This is a genomic window from Spirochaeta thermophila DSM 6578 (assembly GCF_000184345.1).
Classification (GTDB): domain Bacteria; phylum Spirochaetota; class Spirochaetia; order Winmispirales; family Winmispiraceae; genus Winmispira; species Winmispira thermophila.
The window spans coordinates 71,571-91,096 of the sequence record NC_017583.1 but is presented as its reverse complement, the minus strand read 5'-3'; the positions used below and the strand labels follow the sequence as shown (position 1 = coordinate 91,096).

Genomic DNA, 19,526 nt, shown 5'->3' with positions numbered 1-19,526 from the left:
TTATTTGAGCTCACCTATGTTGATCCCACGCTCGAAGTAGCGCTGTCCGACCCCGAAGATGAGGAGCGTGGGGATGAGCGCGATCACCACCGCCGCGAGCTGCACGGTGTACTGCACCTCGGTGGGACTCTCGAAGAACATGATCCCGAGGGGAAGGGTGTAGAGCTCCTTCTTGTTGAGGTAGATGAGCGGCCCCAGGAAATCCTTCCAGCTCCAGAGGAAGCAGTAGAGCCCGGCCACGAAGAGGGCCGGCTTCACCTGTGGGAGCAGGATCGACCGCCAGATCCTGAAGGTCCCGGCGCCGTCGATGAAGGCCGCTTCGTCCATCTCCCGGGGAATCCCCACCATGAGTTGCCTGATGAGGAAGATGCTCCAGGCCCCGCCGAAGAGGTTGGGAACGATGAGAGGGTTGTAGCTGTTGGTCCATCCGATGGCCCGGTAGAAGATGAAGAGCGGGATCATGGTGACCTCTGTGGGAAGGAGCATGGTGCTCAGGAGCACGATGAACAGCGGCCCGCGCAGCCTGAAGTCGAACCGGGCGAACCCATAGGCCACGAACGCCGAGGAGGTCACCTGGAGCACGGTCTGCACCGCCCCGAGCCAGAAGCTGTTGAAGATATACCTGAGGAGGGGGACATAGGTGAAGGCCTTCACGTAGTTCTCCCAGTGGAGAGGCGAGGGGAACCAGATGATCCTGAAGTCCGTGGAAAAGTACTGTCCCATGTCCTTGAGGGACGAAGCGAAGAGCCATGCAAAGGGAATGAGCACGAGCACGGCGAGGATGCCCAGGAAGAGGAACCCTCCCCACCTGAGGAGGATGCGCTCGTTCCGCAAGAATCCATACGAGGAGACCTGCATCACACACCTCCTTCCTGACTCGATCCTCTCATGTACCTGATGATCACCACGGTGAGGGCGAAACCCACCAGGAAGACCACCCATCCTATGGCCGCGGCCGACCCCATCTCCCAGTACCGGAAGGCCTTGGTGTAGAGGTAGAAGACGAGGAAGGCGAGGGAATTGTCCTTCCCCATCATCACCGACCGGGAGCCGCCTATGTTGGCAAGGGCGGCGGGGAGGTCGAAGATCCTCAGTCCGTAGATGAGCCCGCTTATGAGCTGGAAGAGGAGCACCGGAGAGAGGAGGGGCACCGTGATCCTGAAGAGCCGCGTCCACCACCCGGCCCCGTCTATGGCCGCCGCCTCATAGTAGGATCGGGGGAGGTTGGTGATCCCTGCCAGGAAGATGATCATGCTGGCTCCCACGGTCCAGAAGTTCACGATGACCACGGTCCAGATGGCGAGTCCGGGATCCCCCAGCCACTCGACCTGACCGAGCCCCAGCTTCTTGAGGACGAGGTTGATGAGCCCGTAGTTCTCAGTGCCGAAGATGGGTGCCATCATGAGCCCGAGGGCCACCGGCATCACGAGGGAAGGGAGGAAGAAGAGCACCCGGAAGAACCCCCGTCCGGGGACTGCAGGCTCGCTTATGAGGGCCGCCATGAACAGGGAGAGGAGAAGCCCTCCTCCCACGCCGAAGACCATGAAGAGGAGATTGTTCCTGAGGGCCAGGAAGAAGATCTCGTCCTCGAGGAGCCCCCTGAAGTTCTCCCAGCCCACGAAACTGGGGGTACCCAACAGGTCCCATTTCGTGAGACTTATGTAGAAAGAGTAGGCTATGGGGAACACCTGGAGGAAGAGGAACCCTATCACCCAGGGGAGGATGTAGAGGTAACCCATCCTGTTCCGCCTGGTGAGAAGCCTCGATACCGTATCTGTACGTCTCATGCAGTCCACTCCTTGAAGAGGCGGGGAGAGGGGCTCCTCTCCCCGCGAGATCTCCTTCAGCCGTAGATCTTCTTTATGATCTTGTTGCCCTCTTCCTCGATGATCCGCACCGCCTCCTCGGCGGAGATCCTGTCCTGGAAGAAGTCGGTCATCGTGGCCTCGAGGAGACTGCCAAACTCGTCCGTGGGCAGCATGGGCCCGGTGATCACGTAGGGCAGGTCGGAGAAGAAGGCCTTCATGTAGTCGGGAGCGGTCTTCTTGACGACCTCGAGGTACTTCGCGTTCGCCGGCAGGTCGCCGGTCTTGGCGAACTCGGGCTGGCCCTCACCGCACATCCACTTCACGAAGGTCCAGGCGGCATCGACCTTCTGGCTCCCCCGGTAGATGCTGAGGAAGTTCACATATCCCCTCGTGGCCCGCTGCTTGCCTGCGGGATAGGGGAGCGGTGCGGTCCCGAAGTCGATCCCCGCATCCCTGAGAGGCGGCAGTCCCCACCCGCCGGTGTGCATGAAGGCCACCTTGCCGGTCGCCACGGCCGAATCCGGGGTGCCCCACGGCCCCGCCCATTCGGTGCTGTAGGGAGGTTCGAGCTCTTCCTGGAAAGCCCGCTTCGCGAGCTTGAGGGCGGCGATCCCTTCCGGAGAGTTGAGCATCACCCGAGTGGGCCTGATGTCGTCATCGAGGATCTTGCCCCCCATCTGGGCCACGAGGGCCTGCCACATCTCCAGCCAGTGGAAGTGCACCGCGGCCTGCACGATCTCACCCTGGGCGTTCTTCTTGGTGAGCACCTTGTAGGTCCTGATGAACTCATCCCAGGTCATGGGCTTCTCGGGATCGGGATACGGCACACCCGCCTCATCGAGCAGCTTCTTGTTGTAGATGAGGGCCCGTACACCCACACCGATGGGCATCCCGTAGATCTTGCCCTGGTAGACCACCGCGGCCCTGGTGCCGGGCTGCATCTCGTCGAGCAACTCCTTGGCACCGGGAAGGTCGTCGAGCGCGAGGAAGGCCCCCTTGGTCACGTACGGCGACGAGCTCTGGTGCGACATGGAGAGCACGTCGGCCGCATCACCGCTCACCACGGTGGTGCGCACCTTCTCCCAGTACGCGCCCCAGGGGAGGAACTCGGTCTCCACCTTGATCTCCGGGTGGGCCTTCATGAAGGTGTCGACCAGGGCCTGGAAGTCCTTGGCCTCCTGGGTGCCCGCCCACCGGGTGTACCGGATGGTCACCTGGCCCCCTGCACCGCCTCCCTGCTCCTGCTGGGCCCCCGCCCAGAGGAAGGAAGCGGCCATGAGGAACAGCACGCTCAACAGCACACATCGTTTCATGGCTTCTCTCCTTTATGTATGGTGTGCCCGGGGCTACGCCCCGAGATCGGTCGCCTTGATGAACTCGATGAGCTCGTCCACATACGCGAAGGCGAGCGCCACCACGGTGTCCGCCCCGCCGTAGTAGACGGCGAGCCTCCCGGTCTCCCCGTCGCAGAGCACCGCGCAGGGGAAGACCACGTTCGGCACATCGCCCACACACTCGTAGTACGCACGAGGCGAGAGCAGGTAGTGTGCGCTCCGGTAGCGCACCTTCCAGGGTTCGTCAAGGTCGAGGAGGGCGGCCCCCATGCTGTAGACGAACCCGTTGCACGAGGTGAGCACCCCGTGGTAGAGGAGGAGCCAGCCCTCGCTCGTCTCGATGGGAGCGGGCCCCGCCCCTATCTTGGTGTGCTGCCAGAGGCTCTCCACCCCGCGGGGACCCATCACATGGCGGTGCCTCCCCCAGTACTTGAGATCAGGGGATTCGCTGTAGAAGATGTCGCCGAAGGCGGTGTGGCCTGCGTCGCTCGGCCTGTGGAGGAGGGCGTAGTTGTCGCCTATCTTCCGGGGGAAGAGCACGCCGTTGCGGTTGTAGGGCATGAAGGGGCTCTCCATCTGGACAAAGGTCTCAAAGTCGTCGGTGTAGCCCAGCCCTATCCCCGGACCGTGGTACCCGTTGCACCACGTGATGTAGTACCGGGAGCCCAGCCGTACCACGCGGGGGTCGTACTTGAACTCGCTTTGGGGGAGATCGCGGTGTTCGGGGGTGAAGCGAATGGGCTTGTCGTCGATCTCCCAGTGGATGCCGTCCTCGCTGAACCCGCGTCTGAGATCCATGCGGCGGGCCGTATCGTCCACCCTGAAGACGCCCGCGAACCCTTCCTTGAAGGGTACCACCGCGCTGTTGAAGATGCTGTTCGCCCCCTTCGCATGGTCCCTGGTGACGATGGGATTACCCGAATATCGCCAGACCACCTCCCGGGAGCCAGGGGGACGATCCTCCCAGGGGATGTGGGGGAGGGGATCTGCGACAACGGTGTATCTCGTACTCATCGCTGCTCCTTCTGAAACCGGTTTCTCATTCGAACAAAAAAATACTCGTATCTGGTCCCATGATAACATATTCTGATCTCCTGTCAAGCAAAAAAACGATACCTCTTATTCCCAGAGGCATCGCTACTCCTGATTCGGAAGATCGACACCATGTCTTTTTTTCTTATTTTACCTTGTATTATATTCAATGAGGACATTTCCCTCCGGGGCTCGGTAGAGGAGCATGGCGGAGGAGAGAAACCGGTATTCATCCCCCCTTCTCTCGAGCGGATACCGGACTCCTCCACCCGAAACCGGGCGGAGACCCCGAATCCCTCCTCGTCCATCACGTAGAGGGTATGCCACCCGGCAGGAGGGGCTATGGCGATCTGGTGGGGCGCCCGGGTGACGGCCACGAGTTCCCCGTCGAGGTGCCAGTACAGCACGGCCTGCTCCCTGGTGTGCACCGCCTCGCACACCATCGCCTCCCTCCTCTCGTCGAGATCGACAGGTATGTAGACGACAGCCCCGTCCGATGGATAGGCGAGGGTGAGTGCCGGCCGCGAACTGGAGAGCGGCGGAGGCGGCTCCCTGTAGACGTGACCCGATCGCTTGTAGTACCAGGCCTCGAGGGGAGGGAGCACGAACCACTCTTCGTGGCGCATCTTGCCCACAGGATAGGTGCTGCTGTCCACCTGGTGTTCGCCTTCTGCATCCAGGTGGAGGAGCCTGTGGTACGTACAGAGAGAGGCCCTTCGTGAGGCGTACGGGAGCATCTCCACACGCACCTCCGGGCAATGGGGACCTGCACGCATCCCTGAGGTGGCACAGACGGCGACCGGGACCATCCGATCCACGGGCCGTTCGAACCAGACGTCTGGAAGCGGCAGCTCTCTCAACACGTCGAAGAGGAGGGGCCCCGCCACCCTCGCTCCGAGGAGATGGGGATTGCCCCTGCCGTCGGCGTTGCCCACCCACACGGCCACCAGATACTCCGGGGTGATCCCCACGGCCCACGCATCCCGCTGCCCCCAACTCGTGCCGGTCTTCCAGGCCACCCGACGTCCTTCCACGAAGTGCTCCCACCCCGACTCGTTCTCCGGCCGTACCAGGTGGGTCATGGCCTCGATCACGTACCACACGGCCGCAGGATCCAGGATCTGGGTGGGAGAACGGGCCCTCAACGCTTCCTCCTCCCCAAGAAGGTACCGGTGCCTCACGAAGGCCCTGTCCCCTTCCCCCAGGGCGATCCTCCCGAGTCCACCGTAGAGCTCGGCGAGGTCCCAGAGGGAGAGGTCGATCCCTCCAAGGATGAGGGAGAGGCCGTAGTGCTCCGGAGGATGGGGAAACCGGAGGCCGAGACGTTCGAGCATCCCGTAGAAGATGCGGTACCCATACCGGGCGAGGAGGATGGTGAACGGCACGTTGAGCGACTCGATGAGGGCCTGATCCGCGGGCACCACTCCGTAGTACGTACGGTGGAAGTTGCGGGGCGAGAACCCGCCGTAGGACACCGGGACGTCGGAGACCAACTGGTGGGGAAGGAGCAGGCCCTCGGTCATCATGAGCCCGTAGAGGAAGGGTTTGAGGGTACTCCCGGGGCTCCGCAGGGCCGAGACGCAATCCACCTCCGGGCCGTACTCGGGATCGGGCTCAGGCGTGTTGCCCACATAGGCCCTCACCTCGCCGGAGGGAAGGTGCACCACGAGCACGGCCGCATTGTGGATCCCCCGGGGGGCAAGCCGGTGGTGGTGCAGGGTCACCACGCGTGCCGCCTTGCGCTGGAACGAGAGGTCCACCGTGGTGAGGAGGCTCTCTCCGGCATGTCCCTCGGAGAGGGCCCGGAGGAGGAGGTGCGGGGCCTCGGAGGGAAAGGGGTGGAGGCCCGACGGAAGGGGTTCGGCGAGGGAGACCTGGAGGAGGGGGGGAGGGATGTGCCCGGCCTCGGAGAGCCGCAGGAGGAGCTGATTCCGTCGCGTCCGCACCTCCTCGCGACCCTGGGGAGTGAAGGCGTCTGCGGGGTCGCGGGGAAGCACGGCGAGAAAGGCGGCCTCCGCCCATGAGAGGTCTCCAAGCTCGTGGCCGAAATACCGCCAGCACGCCGCCTCTATGCCCACGATGTTACCGCCGAAGGGCGCGTGCGCGGCATATAGCCTGAGGATCTCCGCCTTGGTATACCGCCACTCGAGACGGAGCGCGTACCAGATCTCTATCACCTTGTCCGGAAGCGTACGGGTATCGGGCTTCCGAATGAGGCGGGCGAGCTGCATGGTGATGGTACTCCCTCCGCTCACGACGCGACCTTCCCTCAGGTTGAGCCATGCGGCCCGCACGAGTGCCAGCGGGTCGACTCCACCGTGAAGGAAGAACCGCCTGTCCTCGTAGGCGAGCACCGCCTGGACATAGCTCTCGGGCAGACGATCCGGCGGGGGGAACCGCCACTGATGGTCGTCGGCGATACGCACGTGGAGGAGCCTCCCCTCCCTGTCCCTGAGGACCGTGCAGTAGGGATCGGAGAAGAGGGGCTCCGGGAGCGGGATGAGCACGAGGAGGAAGACGAGGAGCACCGCCCCTCCCAGGATGAGCCCCGTGCTTCGCCGCAGGGTCCGTTCATCCGCCGCAGGGAGCTCGGCGCGGAGCGCCTCCCCCCACCTCCTCACCCTATCGAGCGGCCTTGACCACATCCACGAACCGCGAGGCCGTCTCGGCCTGGATCTCCGCCTCATACATCAGCTCGCAATGCACCCCCGGCAGGAAGTAGCGGCCCTCGTAGGCGGCGTTCGCGAGAAAGACGAAGGTCTTCTCCGCCCCGGGACCGAGATCGAAGAAGGTGTGCACCCTGTCGTCCCTGTAGTCCTGGTAGTCGCCGGTGGAAGTCCCCTCGGCCACGGGGAGACCGAAGAGCCTCCTGTTGATGAGCTCCCACCCTGCCGGCATCGTGACCGTGAGCGCCACATCGCGATACACCCTGGAGGTGTCGGGGTTCTTCACCGTCACCTTGACGATCACATCGGTGCCCTGAGGGAGGCTTCCCACATCGAGGGGACGCCCCTCCGTGTCCAGGAAAGACGCACGCACCTCGAGATCCCGGAAGAACCCCTCCCTCTCCTCTGCAGGAGGATACCCCGAAGAGATCACCCGGACGTAGAGCGATCCCTCCTCCCCGTTCTTCACCTCCAGAGATCCATCCTCACCCTGCAAGGGAATCGATGCCACGACCTTCTCGCTCACCACATCCATACCCTCTCCGTTCCACAACACCTCCACCCGCGAGAGCTTCCCCGAGGCACCGAAGGACTCCACGTACCCCGCGATCGCCGCGAGCGAGTACGCGATCGTCTGGGTGCTGAGCCACCTTCCCGTTCCCATATCCTTTGCGATCTCCTCGAGCACCTTGAAGGCCTCCACCCCATCCCCCAAGAGCACGAGCGCCTCGAGGGCCATGGCCCGATCCCGCAGAGGGGTCCCGTACGTCTCCCAGTCATAGTACCGTCCCCGCACATCGAGGTAGCCGGAAGCCCGTTCCACCAGCGACCTGGCCATATCCATCTGTCTGAGGGTCGCGTATGCCGCGGCGAGACGCCACGCCGTTCGGTTGGAGAGCCTCTCCCGCTGGGCGAGCCTGTTCATCGCCCCGGTGTGCGGAGAGCCGGCCGCCGCGAGGGTGAAGAGCCTGTAGGCCTGGATGAACTCCCTGGTCTCACCCTCTTCGTTCCAGGCCCCTGCGGCCTTCTTCTGGTAGGAGAGCCAGTCCTGCCACATCTCCTCGGGCACGTGGTAGCCCTTCCTCCTTGCCTCGATGAGGAAGTGCCCCACGTAGGAAGAGATCCATGGGTGCGGATCCCCACCGGGCCAGAACGCAAATCCGCCCTCACTCGTCTGGAACGAGGCGAGACGCAAGATGGCCCCGTTCACGTTCTCCTGGATCTCGCGCTGCCGCTCCTCCGTGAGGTCCACGAGCTCCGGCAAGTGGAGCTGGGCAAAGGCCCGAGAGGTGGTCTGCTCGGCACACCCATAGGGATAGCGTATGAGATAGGAGACCCTCTGCTCCAGGTTGAGGGAGGGGAGACGGGAGAGCTCGAGTACATGAGAGGTCGTCCCCGGGATACCCACACGTTCAAGGGAGAACGAGTGGGCACCTCCCTTCTCGAGGAGGGCCTTCTGCACCACGGTACGAAGCGGTGAGGGCGGCACCACATCCATTTCCACCGTGCTCCTCATGGAGAAGCGCCCGGAGGTCACGACGGCATCCACCCGGCCGACCCCCAGGCGATCCGCCCTGAGAGGGTACGAGACGAGATACTCACCCGGCTCGGTCGCATCCACCACCTTCCGCCCCTCCCCTTCGAGCGCGAGGGTGCCTTCCGTCTCCACGCGAACCTCCACCTTCCCCACCGCCTCCTCGTCCACCATGATCTGGAGGGGCATGGAGAACCGATCGCCCATCTTCGCAACCCTCGGGAGGGTGGAGAGCACCATGAGCGGGGCCTTCACCGGCACCGCCTTCCCGGCCGCACCATACGCCCCTTCGTACGCCGAGACCACCATCACCCTCACCGACCCCACGTACTGGGGCATCCTGAGCGTGTGGCGGCGCGTGGCCCCTCCTTCCAGGAAGAACGGGCCTTCCACCATGACCACCGGAGGGAACCGGTTCGCCCGTTGCTTGGGCACCTCCTCCATCCCCTCTCCGCCACCGGGACGCAGAATCCTCCCCCGCTTGAGGAGCTCCGAGGCCACCACCTCCCCATACACGTCCCACAACCTCAGGAGAAGGGCCTCCTTCCCGTAGAAGTAGGAGTGGGGATCGGGAGTCTCGAAGTTCGTGAGATCGAGGAGCCCCTCATCCACGAGGGCGAGGGAGTAGACCATGGGCTTGCCCGACCGTTCGGAGATCACGATCGTGGCATCCTGCTCGGGAAGGAAGTAGTCGTCGCACGCGATCTGTGGTTCGAGCACGGTCTGGGGATCCACCACCGAGACGTACTGCACGCCGTAGAGCCTGAGCGGCCTGTCGTTCGATACCTGTCCGTAGGGCTGCACGAGGAAGACATGGATGTACACCGTGGGGGCCATCTCCTTGGTCACCGTGAACGACACCTCGGTCTTCTCCCCCGACCCTTTCAGTTCCATGGTCTTCAGCACCCTGCTCCCCGAGGAGAGAAAGACATAGAGGTGGGCCTCTGGTGAAGAGGGGATGCTGAAACGAACCTCTTCCCCCACCGTGTAGCTCTGCTCCTCGGGTTCGAAGAAGAGAAGGGCAGGACCCACCTCGGAGGGGACCTCCTCCCCCCAGCTCCACCACACGTACACGATCTTCCCCGCACGGTGTCCGGAGACGGGATCCTCCGCGAGGATGAGGTACCTCCCCCACCTGGGAAACGACATCTTCACGTAGCCCCTCCCGTCCTTCCCTGTGGAGACCTTCCAATCCTTGATCCTCTGTGCATGGTAGCGTGAGAGGAAGTTCCCCCTCTCGTCCGACGTCCGCTCCCACCACCACTGCCAGTCGAGGCGGTAGAGGAGCACGTGGATGCCGTCCCTCGAGACAGGAGTCCCATCCTCGCTCACCGAGGCCACCTGGAGGGCATACTCCTTGTTCGCCTCGTACTCCCTCCACTTGTTCTCCGTCTCCCCCTGCACGTCCACCCCCACGTACGATGTATACGGCGAGACCCTCACCGAGGTGGTGTTGATGCTGAAATCCCCTCCCTCCTCATAGGCCCGACTCACGAAGAGCGCCCGGAGCATGCCCGGCGCCTCGAGATCTCCCTTCAGCCCCATCTCGAAGGAAGCCTTTCCCTCGGCGTCCACCCGGCCGTCGAACACCGCCTCCTTCTGCGCGTGGAAATCGACGGTGGGATCATCGAAGCTGAAATTGGGAAACCCCTCGAACCTGGTGGTCACGGAGGAGAGGATCCGCTCCACCTGGAGTCTCAAGCCCTTCCCGGGGGCACCGTGGAGCCAAGAAACCTGGGCCGAGACTGGCACGACCCCCTTGCCAAGGGAGAGGGTCTGCGAGGGAAAGGTGAGGACCGTCCTGAGCCTGTTGGGCTTCACGGTCTCCACCCTGATGGACTTGTAGAACCTCCTCCCGCCCACCTCCACCTCCACCGACCATACCCCGGTGGGATCTTCGGGCCTCGTCGAGAGGTCGAACCGGTACATCCTCCCCTCGTGCTCCCTGACGACGAGACGCTTCCTCACCTTAGCCTCGGGATCCTTGAAGACACACACCACCGGATAGTCGTCGGGAAGGGTCTTCTCCCTGTCCTCGAGGATGAAGAAGAGCGGGATAACATCTCCAGGACGCCACACACCGCGTTCGGCATAGATGAATCCTTTGAGTCCCTCGGAAGAGGAGATCCCATCCACCTCGAAGGCGGAGACGTCCAACGCGGTATCACCCCTGAGGATCAGGTACCCCACCTCTTCCCCGATCCTTCCCACCAGGAGGTAGGGAGACGACGAGCAGGGGATCCGCACCACCCCCGTCTCGTCGGTCTTCCCCGTGCCGCACGGCTCACCCTGAAAGTCGTAGGCCTCCACCTCCACGTTCTGAAGCGGCAACCCTGTTCGAATATCGGTCACGAACGCAACGACTTCCTCCTTGGACCGCAAGGCCACGAAACCGATGTTCGAGACGAACACGAATGCGGATTTCTCCCTCCTTCGTCCGTAGTAAGCCCTCTGGTAGGGATCTTCCCTGCGGCGCCAGTCGTACTCCAGGTAATCGGGCATGCCTTCACGGTACTCCCCCTTGGTGGGACCCCCGTACTCAGGAACCATGAGGGGATCATCCATCTGGGCAACCTCTTCCTCGGTAAACCCCACGAAGTGGGAAGGTCTGAAATTGACCGCCACCCGATACACCGCCCCGGGTGTGAGCTCCACCAAGCGCGTGAGAGGAAGCCTGAAGGTGGCCCACTCGAAGGGATCGAACGAAGGATCATCGTCCAACCTCACCGTAGTACAGGCAACCACCTTGCCCACATAGGCGAGAGGATCTTCCCACCACTCTTCCTTGTCCCGGAACCCCGCATGCGTGTGGAAGAAGTGTACGATGTTGCCGGGATGCACCTCCACCACGGTCACGTCCACGGCCCTGAGGCCCCTCGCCTTGAAGGGGAAGTAGGCCTCCTCCACCCCTGGTACGATACCGCCCGGGGAGAGGAGTTCCACCTCGGGCGCGGGAACCTGAAAGACCACCTCTTGCACGTAGACCCTGCCCAGCGCGCTTCCCAGACTCGAACGGAGATCCTTCGAGATCCGTACGGTGTATTTTCCCGCCTGGACCTGAGGGAAGTAGATCGAGAGGATGTTGTCCTGACGGACGAGACGGAGAGGCTCAGCCCCTTCGATCCGGACGAACCCTTCGAGGGATTGATCCGGATCGAGGGGGAGGGAGAAGACCACATCCACCCTCCTCGCATTCCGATCCACCCTGGAGGAGAGGACCTTGAACTCGCTCTCGTTCGGTATCTCCACCACCTTCTCCACCGAGCCCTCTCCCCCCAGCACGGAGAGGTCCACCTTCAACCGTGCCCGTGCCCCCGTCTCCCCCCTGGGTATCCCCGTGATCCTGAAACGGTGCTCCTTACCCTCGTGCTCCCACTCGATCCTCCTGAACGAGACTCCCTGCACGGAAAAACTCTTCTCGAGGACATCATCGGCGACGACATCCGACGAGTCGAGCCTCCCGGTGATATCCACCTCTTTGATATCTCCTCCCGCCCTCAGCACCACCTCCTCGAATGATGCATCGAGGGGTACGATCGAAAACGAGAACTCGAACGCTTCCGGCACCTCCTCGTCCTTGGGGAAAAGCCGGGCGAAGTTCACCTTGCACCGGTAGGTCTCGCCCGATTCCCAGTCGCCCTCCGGTTCGAACCGGAGCGTGAACTCGTCCACCTTCCTGAGCGAGCCCTTAACCGCAGGGGAAATGGAGAGAATTCCATCCTTCACCACCGCGCCGTGTTCCACCCCCGGGAGGATCTCCTGAGAGAATTCCACGGTGATGGAACTCTTTCTGGAGATCTCCCCTGTGGTATAGGCGGAGATCCAACGGGATGCCGCCACCACGGCACGTTCCTTTTTCTCTCCTCCACAGGCAGCAAGTGCCGACAGCAAGACGAAGAGCCACATGCCAAGGATCCAGGGGATCGACCGCTTGTCTCTCACACCTTCCTCCTTTTTCGAAAAGAACTCCTCTTTTCAGTCTAGTGCCCCTCAGGAACGGCGTCAATTCCCTTTTTTCGGCCATTGACCGAATAACGACTCTCCTTTATCTTTGCTCACATATTCCCCGAAGGAGTACATGTGATGACGCAGCCTGCCATCCTCTCCACCGGATCCTACGCTCCCCCCCGGCGGCTCACGAACGAAGAACTCGCCACCATGGTGGACACCTCCGACGAGTGGATCCACTCCCACACCGGGATCAGGGCCAGACACATCGCCGCAGATCACGAGGCAGCCTCCGATCTCGGCACCATCGCTGCATCCCGGGCCCTTGAGAGCGCAGGCATCGCTCCCGAAGAGGTGGACATGGTCCTCGTGGCCACCTCCACCCCCGACTACCTGAGCTATCCGGCCACCGCCTGTATCATCCAGGACAACCTCTCCTGCACACGGGCCGCGGCCATGGACATCACCGCCGCGTGCACCGGCTTCGTCTACGGCCTTGAGACCGCTGCCTGCTACATCAAGGCCGGGCGGGCACGCTACGTCCTCGTGATAGGGACCGAGGTGAACAGCAGGATCCTCAACTGGAACGACCGCAACACCTGTGTCCTCTTCGGCGATGCCGCCGGGGCCGTACTCGTAGGTCCCTCTCCTGATGGAAAGAGTCGCGTGATTGACAGCGTGCTCCGCTCCCTCGGAAACGACGCCCTCGCCCTCCTGAGACCCAAGGGAGGATCCCGCCACCCCCTCACCTTCACCCCTGAGGAAGAAAAGGACTTCTATGTACAGATGAACGGCAAAAAGGTCTACCTGTTCGCAGTGAGCGCCATGGGCAAGATCATCGAGAAACTCTTACGACGGAACGGTCTCACGATCGACGACATCGCCTACATCGTCCCCCATCAGGCCAACGTCCGCATCATCCAGTCCTGCTCCCAGCGCCTGGGTATACCCATGGAAAAGTTCTACCTCAACCTGGAGGAGTACGCGAACACCTCCGCGGCCTCCATCCCCCTCGCCCTCGACGAGATGAACAGGAAAAGGCTCCTCTCACGGGGGGATCGCATCCTCACCGTGGGATTCGGTGCCGGGCTCACCTACGGAGGCAACCTCATCACCTGGTGATCCCAAGCCTCCCCCGCACCCATCCCGCCACCTCCTCCCACTCCCCCCCCATCCCCCACTCCCCCCGCCACACCCCACCCCCCGGCACCCCCAGCACACACTCCACCCGTCTCCCCGGCCATACCCTGCTCGCGATGAGCCCGTACAGGAAGAGCTGGGCCCGGTAGCGCTCCACATCCGGCTCCTCCTCGGTCTTCCACTCGTAGATCCGCACCACCCCATCCCCCACCCACACCGCATCCATCACCCCATGCACCACCCACCCCTCCCACTCCGCCGCACACTCCACCTCCCACCCCGCACCATTCCCCAGCACCTCCCTCCCCACCTCACTCCCCGCCCACCTCCGCACCAGCGCGGTCGCCTCCTCACACGCCCTGTCCACCTCTCCCCACTCACCATCCCCCCCCCACGCCAGCGCCTCCCCCCTCAACGCCTCCCTCACCCGCCCCTCGTCCCCCAACCGCGCCCACAACACCATCCCCCGGTGCACCAGGCTCCCGAACACCGCCCCCTTCCCCGTCGCCTCCCCCCTCCGCTCCGCCTCCCACTCCCCCGCGAGCACGCTCACACTCACCGCACCCGGCCTCACCCTCCCCACCCCCTCGTCCACCTCCTCATACCACCGCGCCGCCTCCTCCCATCGCCCCCCCCGACTCCCCGAACCGATCCGCTTCCGCAGATCCTCCTCGGTGATCCCCGGAATCCTCTCCGGATCGCGCCACTCCACCCCTTCGATTCCCTCCCGATCGGCCCGGAACCGCACCTCAGGCTCCTCCTCCGTCATCTCGAAGAGAAGCGACATGAACGAAAGGACCGTTTTCTTCGACCCGTCCTCCGACCCATTCCCCTTCTTCTTCCCCACCGCACCCCTCCACTCACCGGTGACGAGAAGATGACATTCGGCCCTCGTGAGAGCCACATAGAGGAGCCGAAGCATCTCCTCTCCTTCCCTCCTCTTCACCTCCTCTGCGGCCCGCCTGTAGAGGGGGTTCTCCTTCTTCCCCCCATCATCCCCCTCGAACCCGAAGACAGGCGCCCCCTCCACCATGAAGTACGGCATCTTCCCCTCCCCTTCCCGGCGGCTCTCGGCCCCACACGAGGCGAGCACCACCACGGGAAACTCGAGTCCCTTCGCGGCATGGATCGTCATGATCCGCACCGCATCTCCTCCCCCCCCCTCCTCCACATCCACGCGGCCGTAACGACCGAGCTGCTCTTTCACCTCGTCGAGACACCTCGCAAGCGGCCTCTCCTCCCACCTCCGCACGAACGCGACGAGCTCGTCGTAGAACCTGAGAAAGGGGTGGAGATGTTCTTGGCCGAGGAGGACCATACGATACCCGCAGTCGACCCACAGGTACCTGAGGAGACGCTCGTGCACCACCCTGTCCCTGTGCGAAGCCAACCAGTGGTATATCTCCCGCGCCCGCTCATACCGTTCGGCCTCATCCCCCAGCACACCTCTTGCCTCCTCCGGAGGAAGGGAAAAACACCCCTCCTCCCGCTCGATGAGCCTGAGGATACCGGCATCCGAGAGCCCCACGAGCGGTCCCCTCAACACCGCGGCATACGAGAGGAGATCGTGCGGGTACACCGCGATGAAGAGCCAGGAAAAAAGATCGTTCGCAGGCCCTTCGAGGAAGAGATTCCTGCTGTAGGAGGCCGTGTAGGGTATCCCGTGCGCCCTGAAGGCCCGCTCGAAGGCGAGCTGGTTGGTCCCCGTACGCATGAGCACCGCGACATCCCCGTACCGCACCGGCCGCACCCCCTCCCCATCCCTCACCATGAGGGCTCCTTCCTCCACCCACCTCCGGATCCGACCGGCCACCCACCACGCCTCCGCAGTCCCCGCATCCACGAGATCCCGTCCCTCCGCCCTCGCTTCCTCCTCCCCTTTCACGTACACGCCGGCCTCGATCCGGGGCGTGAAACCCGCACCTTCCCTCCCCGCCTCGGCAGGGAGAAACTCGATCCCCCCCCTCATCTCCTCCGGAAAGGCCCCTGCCATCCTGTTCACGGCCTCGAGGAGACCCGGCTCCGACCTGTAGTTGTGCGGAAGCCTTATCACCTCGCCATGGGAGGACTTGTTTGCCCTCTCTTTGAGATCGAGGAACACGCCCACATCCGCCCCCCTGAAGAGATAGATCGACTGCTTCTCGTCCCCCACCACGAAGAGCTTGCCCGGCTCGAGATCCTCGAACGAAGGAACCCCGTCGGCACACCGCCCCTTGCGTTCCGCGAGCAGGTAGAGGAGATCCCTCTGAAGGCCGTTGTTGTCCTGGAACTCGTCCACCAGGATGGCGTCGAACCGGCCCTTGTAGAACTCCCGCACCCCCTTCTCCTCCTTGAGCAGCGTGAGGACCAGGTGCATCACATCCCCGAAGGTGAGCAGGTTCCGCTCCTTCTTGAACCGCTCCACCTCCCTGTGCCACTCCGCGAGCACCCCAAAGAGCGAGGAGGTCTCCTCCCTCCGCTCCAGGAGCGCGACGAGATCCTTGGAGAGAGTGCCGAGCGAAGACGAAGGAGGTTTCTTCCCCACTCCAAGCTCTTGCTTGAGAGTGTCTATCGTATCGCCCAATTCTTTCACACTGACACGGTCTCCGACTTTGGAGACCACCTCATCCAGGGCACTACGCCATTCTCTCACCACCTCTGGAACCGGAGCCCGCCCGCCCCCCTCATCCCACCGGGACCTCACCCGGGCCCACGCCTCCTCCACATCCTCCCACATCGTGCCGGCATCTATGAGCTTCCCGATACTCTCACTCACCTTCCTCTTCTCGCGTTTCCTCTCCGCTTCGAGAATGGCGGCCTCACCTGCGCACTCCCGCACGAGATCCCCACACCTCTCCATCCCCTCATCCACCGAAGTGAAGACTTCCTCCAGCTTCTCCTGGTACCACTCCTCCCACTCCTCCGGATCCGGGGTAGCCCCTACTATGGCGTGGTTCCTCCCGTAGTGGCATAGGAAGTCGTTCACCACCCGATCGAGCCCCCAGGAGTGGATAAGCCGGCTCACCCCGGAAAGCCCCTTCTTCGAACCGAGGAACGAGAGGGCCCTGCTCTCGAGTCCCTCCAGATCCTCCGCCGCACACATCCCGAAATCCGGTCGTATCCCAAACCCAAGGGCATGGGGCCGCAAGACGAGGGCGCAGAAGCTGTCGAGCGTGGAGATGTGCGCGTTCTCGAAATCTTCCAACAGCCCGGGACTCGAACGGGCGAGCCCACGGATCCCCCGGGAAATCCGCTCGTGCATCTCCGCCGCAGCCTTTCGCGTGAAGGTGAGGGCGAGTATCCGGGAAGGCTGCATCCCGTTCTTCACCAGCCTGAGGTACCGCTCGGTGAGGACCCGGGTCTTCCCCGAGCCCGCTCCCGCGATCACCACCGCGGTCTTCTCCGTCTCCACTGCTCGTCTCTGATCCTCGTTCAGGTTCATTCCGCCTCCCTCACGGTATACCGAACCCTACATACCCGACGGAACGGGCATCCCCCTCCTCCTGTGGTACAGACATTGCGGTCCTCCGCATAGGAGATCTCTCCCCCCTCCATCCTTTGCCCGATTTCCACAAGCGTTCGCTCGAGGCGCTCGAAGAGGCCCTCAAGTCCCTCGTCATCCCGATACACTTGCGTATTTTTGTTTCCCCTGTTACCCAGCCGCTTCCTCAGGGAAAGCAAGTCGTCCTTTTCCACTGCCACATAGAGGGCATCCTCCACGAGCCTGTCCTCCTGCTTCTTGAGGAGCAGGGCGTAGAGGAGAAGCTGCATCTCGAACCGTCGCCCCGCTTCGAGTTTGTCCGAATGGGGGAAGGAGGGGACGTTCGTATACTTGAAATCGAAGAGCACCGGGTTGCCCGCACCGTCCTCCACGAGGAGGTCGAGCCTCCCCCTCAAGGCAAGCCCCTCCGCGATCGGCGATCGTTCCCACCCTTCGATCCGCCCCACCTTGGCGCCCGTACCTGGAAAGAGCCCCTTGAGCCGTTCGATCACGCCCTCGAGCCGTGCAGTGACCCGATCCGCGACGATCTCGATGAACTCCTCAACCACCGCCCCGTGGGCATCGAGGACCTCCTTCACTCTGGCCCGGAAGTCCCCGGGAAGCCTCACCTCGGAGAGGAGCCTCCCCACATAGGGAGAGAAGACCTCCTCCAGCAACGCGTGGTACACGATCCCGAGGCTTCGACGATCCACGAACCCGGGACGGAACGAAGCCTCCTCCAGGCCTCCCACCCGCTCATACCACGCCCTGAGCCCGCACTCGTAGAAACCCTGCACCACCGTAGGGGAGAGGAGGAGTTCATTCCCCCTCCGCATCCCGTGCCGCTCCAGAAGTTCCCTCGCCACCCCTCCGAGAGGCTCCGCCCCTTTCCCCCACCATCCCCGCACCTCAGCCGCCCGCCGGAATCCATCCACCATCGCCTGCACCGGCCGCACCTCCACCACCTCCCCTCTCCACACCCTCTGCTCCACCGCAAGGGGGTGGTCCTCGACCATCCCCCGCTCCTCCACGGTCCCCTCCAGGAGGAACACCGAAGGCACCTCGTGGGTCATATCCCCCTGCACCCGGTGCATGCTCATCCTCGCCCCGCTCCTCAGGTACGCGTACACGAACGACTCCGTGAAGCGACGGGTGGAGACCCCGAGCCGCCCCCGCTCGTCTTCGGGCAGGAACTCCACAGGGATCGAGGCCACCTCCACCCCCTCTGCCGAGGCCCCCAACACCCACCGCCGCCCGCCCACCGCCCCTGCACTCACGCGGTAGGGATACACCGGCACACCCTCACCTCCCCCGGGCACATACGGAACCGCCTTCAGGGCCTCGATCCACACCTCCCACGGCCTCTTCACCCTTACGCCGGTCCTGCCCTCGAGCAAGGACAGCTGGACGAGGAGCCCCCTCGCAAACCCCCACGCCCGTCGCTCCGCATCGTCCGCCCACTCTTCCAACCACCTCCGCACCCACGAGTCCAGGGCCTCCCGAAGCGCACCGAACGATTCCGTCTCCATCACACCTCGCGCGTCCCTGAGGAATTCACCCACCCTCCCCACCCGCTCCCACGCCTCACAGTTCCACACCTTCCCCTCCACCGCCTCCCTCACCGCCTCACCCCACCCCTCCCTCCAGGGCACGTCTCCGGCGAGGAACAGGTCCCGCACCGAGTCGAAGTCCCATCCCGCCCTCCGGGCCTCGTCCAGGAGGAAGAGTACGCGCACCCCCGACACCTCCCGCAAGGCCCTCCCCACCTCCGGCGAAAGGGGGATACCGAGGAGATCGGCCTCCTCCGAAAGGAGCCCCACGAGCCCCCTGTCCGCAACCACGAGATCCACCTCCTCCCCCTCCTTGAGCGCCTCCCTCACCTCCATGAGCGCAGCCCGCACCTCGCTCACCGCATCCGGATAGCAGACGAGGACCGGGGCATCCTCCGGAACACACGCACGCAGCGAGAGCCCCAGCCAGGAAGCCCCCAGGTCCTCCCAGGGGACCCCCACCGCGGTGTAGAGCTCGGGATACACCACCGCCACCCGCGCTTCGGGCGCCCTCCCCTCCCTCGCCGCCCGCTTCACCTCGTCCTCGGCCTCGTAGAGCCCTGCCTCCTCGAGCACCTTCCTGTATCCCTCCGCGAGCCAGGAGAGTGCCCGATCCCAAGGGGCATCGCCCCGCCCACCGAGATCCAGGAGGAGGACCTCCGGAAGCACGGAGGCGAGGAACCCCTCGAGCCCCCCCCGCTCCCACACCTCGCCGAAGACCGGCCCGAGATACGACGAAGCCTCTTCCCGGGAGAGGAGCACCCCTGCTGCCCACACCCTGTGGAGAGGACCTGCAGGGAGCCTCCCCTGACCGACGAACCGATCCCTCACGAAACGGTCCCACGTGTAGAGCCGTCCCGCATCGATCCCCCCCCAGCGGCGGGCGAACGTCACCAGGAACGAACGCCGCACCACCTCCGAGGGAAAGACCACGCACCACCCCTCATCGAGAAGACGACCCACCCGTTCGGACACCTCCTCGGGTCGGTCGCACACCTCTACCTTCATCGAAGACTCCTTTCGAGCACATCATGGTCCACGTCCTTCACGAGGC

At 63.7% G+C, this 19,526-nt stretch carries 9 protein-coding genes; 1 reads left to right on the top strand and 8 read right to left on the bottom strand.

Translation table 11 applies throughout. The annotated features are described in order from the left end of the window. The 6 genes from SPITH_RS00380 to SPITH_RS00355 all read right to left on the bottom strand — a co-directional run bounded on the left by SPITH_RS00380 (position 1) and on the right by SPITH_RS00355 (position 12,316). The gene (locus SPITH_RS00380) at positions 1-858 is read right to left on the bottom strand and encodes a carbohydrate ABC transporter permease (protein WP_014623770.1); all 858 of its coding nucleotides are present in this window, start codon (positions 856-858) and stop codon (positions 1-3) included. Next, positions 858-1,787 carry a carbohydrate ABC transporter permease gene (locus SPITH_RS00375; RefSeq protein WP_014623769.1) on the bottom strand — a complete coding sequence of 310 codons (930 nt, stop codon included), beginning with the start codon at positions 1,785-1,787 and terminating at the stop codon, positions 858-860. Before SPITH_RS00375 ends, SPITH_RS00380 begins: the two co-directional genes overlap by 1 nt. Before the next feature lie 56 nt (positions 1,788-1,843). Further along, entirely contained in the window at positions 1,844-3,121 is a 1,278-nt protein-coding gene (locus SPITH_RS00370) for an ABC transporter substrate-binding protein (protein ID WP_014623768.1), read from the bottom strand. Between the two features lie 33 nt (positions 3,122-3,154). Then, a complete protein-coding gene (locus tag SPITH_RS00365) occupies positions 3,155-4,156 on the bottom strand; it encodes a glycoside hydrolase family 130 protein (protein ID WP_014623767.1) in 1,002 nt (333 codons plus the stop codon). 83 nt (positions 4,157-4,239) lie between these two features. Continuing rightward, a complete protein-coding gene (gene pbpC, locus SPITH_RS00360; protein WP_245523410.1) occupies positions 4,240-6,861 on the bottom strand; it encodes a penicillin-binding protein 1C in 2,622 nt (873 codons plus the stop codon). Beyond that, on the bottom strand, positions 6,797-12,316 hold the full coding sequence (locus tag SPITH_RS00355) for an alpha-2-macroglobulin family protein (protein ID WP_014623765.1): 5,520 nt from the start codon (positions 12,314-12,316) through the stop codon (positions 6,797-6,799). Before SPITH_RS00355 ends, pbpC begins: the two co-directional genes overlap by 65 nt. 141 nt (positions 12,317-12,457) lie before the next feature. On the opposite strand from SPITH_RS00355, the gene SPITH_RS00350 reads away from it, so the two are divergent. Beyond that, entirely contained in the window at positions 12,458-13,444 is a 987-nt protein-coding gene (locus SPITH_RS00350) for a beta-ketoacyl-ACP synthase III (RefSeq protein WP_014623764.1), read from the top strand. On the opposite strand, the gene SPITH_RS00345 is transcribed toward SPITH_RS00350, so the two are convergent. Both SPITH_RS00345 and SPITH_RS00340 read right to left on the bottom strand, forming a co-directional pair. Beyond that, the gene (locus SPITH_RS00345; RefSeq protein ID WP_014623763.1) at positions 13,434-16,883 is read right to left on the bottom strand and encodes a UvrD-helicase domain-containing protein; all 3,450 of its coding nucleotides are present in this window, start codon (positions 16,881-16,883) and stop codon (positions 13,434-13,436) included. The genes SPITH_RS00350 and SPITH_RS00345 overlap by 11 nt on opposite strands. Beyond that, positions 16,880-19,480: a PD-(D/E)XK nuclease family protein gene (locus SPITH_RS00340; protein WP_014623762.1), complete on the bottom strand. Its 2,601-nt coding sequence runs from the start codon at positions 19,478-19,480 to the stop codon at positions 16,880-16,882. The genes SPITH_RS00345 and SPITH_RS00340 overlap by 4 nt, the downstream gene beginning before the upstream one ends. Positions 19,481-19,526: the final 46 nt, after the last annotated feature.

Excerpts from the sequence above, each read along its gene's own strand:
- SPITH_RS00380 (WP_014623770.1), bottom strand. The coding sequence starts at position 858 with ATGCAGGTCTCCTCGTATGGATTCTTGCGGAACGAGCGCATCCTCCTC.
- SPITH_RS00375 (WP_014623769.1), bottom strand. The coding sequence starts at position 1,787 with ATGAGACGTACAGATACGGTATCGAGGCTTCTCACCAGGCGGAACAGG.
- SPITH_RS00370 (WP_014623768.1), bottom strand. The coding sequence starts at position 3,121 with ATGAAACGATGTGTGCTGTTGAGCGTGCTGTTCCTCATGGCCGCTTCC.
- SPITH_RS00365 (WP_014623767.1), bottom strand. The coding sequence starts at position 4,156 with ATGAGTACGAGATACACCGTTGTCGCAGATCCCCTCCCCCACATCCCC.
- pbpC (WP_245523410.1), bottom strand. The coding sequence starts at position 6,861 with ATGAGGCGGAGATCCAGGCCGAGACGGCCTCGCGGTTCGTGGATGTGG.
- SPITH_RS00350 (WP_014623764.1), top strand. The coding sequence starts at position 12,458 with ATGACGCAGCCTGCCATCCTCTCCACCGGATCCTACGCTCCCCCCCGG.
- SPITH_RS00345 (WP_014623763.1), bottom strand. The coding sequence starts at position 16,883 with ATGAACCTGAACGAGGATCAGAGACGAGCAGTGGAGACGGAGAAGACC.
- SPITH_RS00340 (WP_014623762.1), bottom strand. The coding sequence starts at position 19,480 with ATGAAGGTAGAGGTGTGCGACCGACCCGAGGAGGTGTCCGAACGGGTG.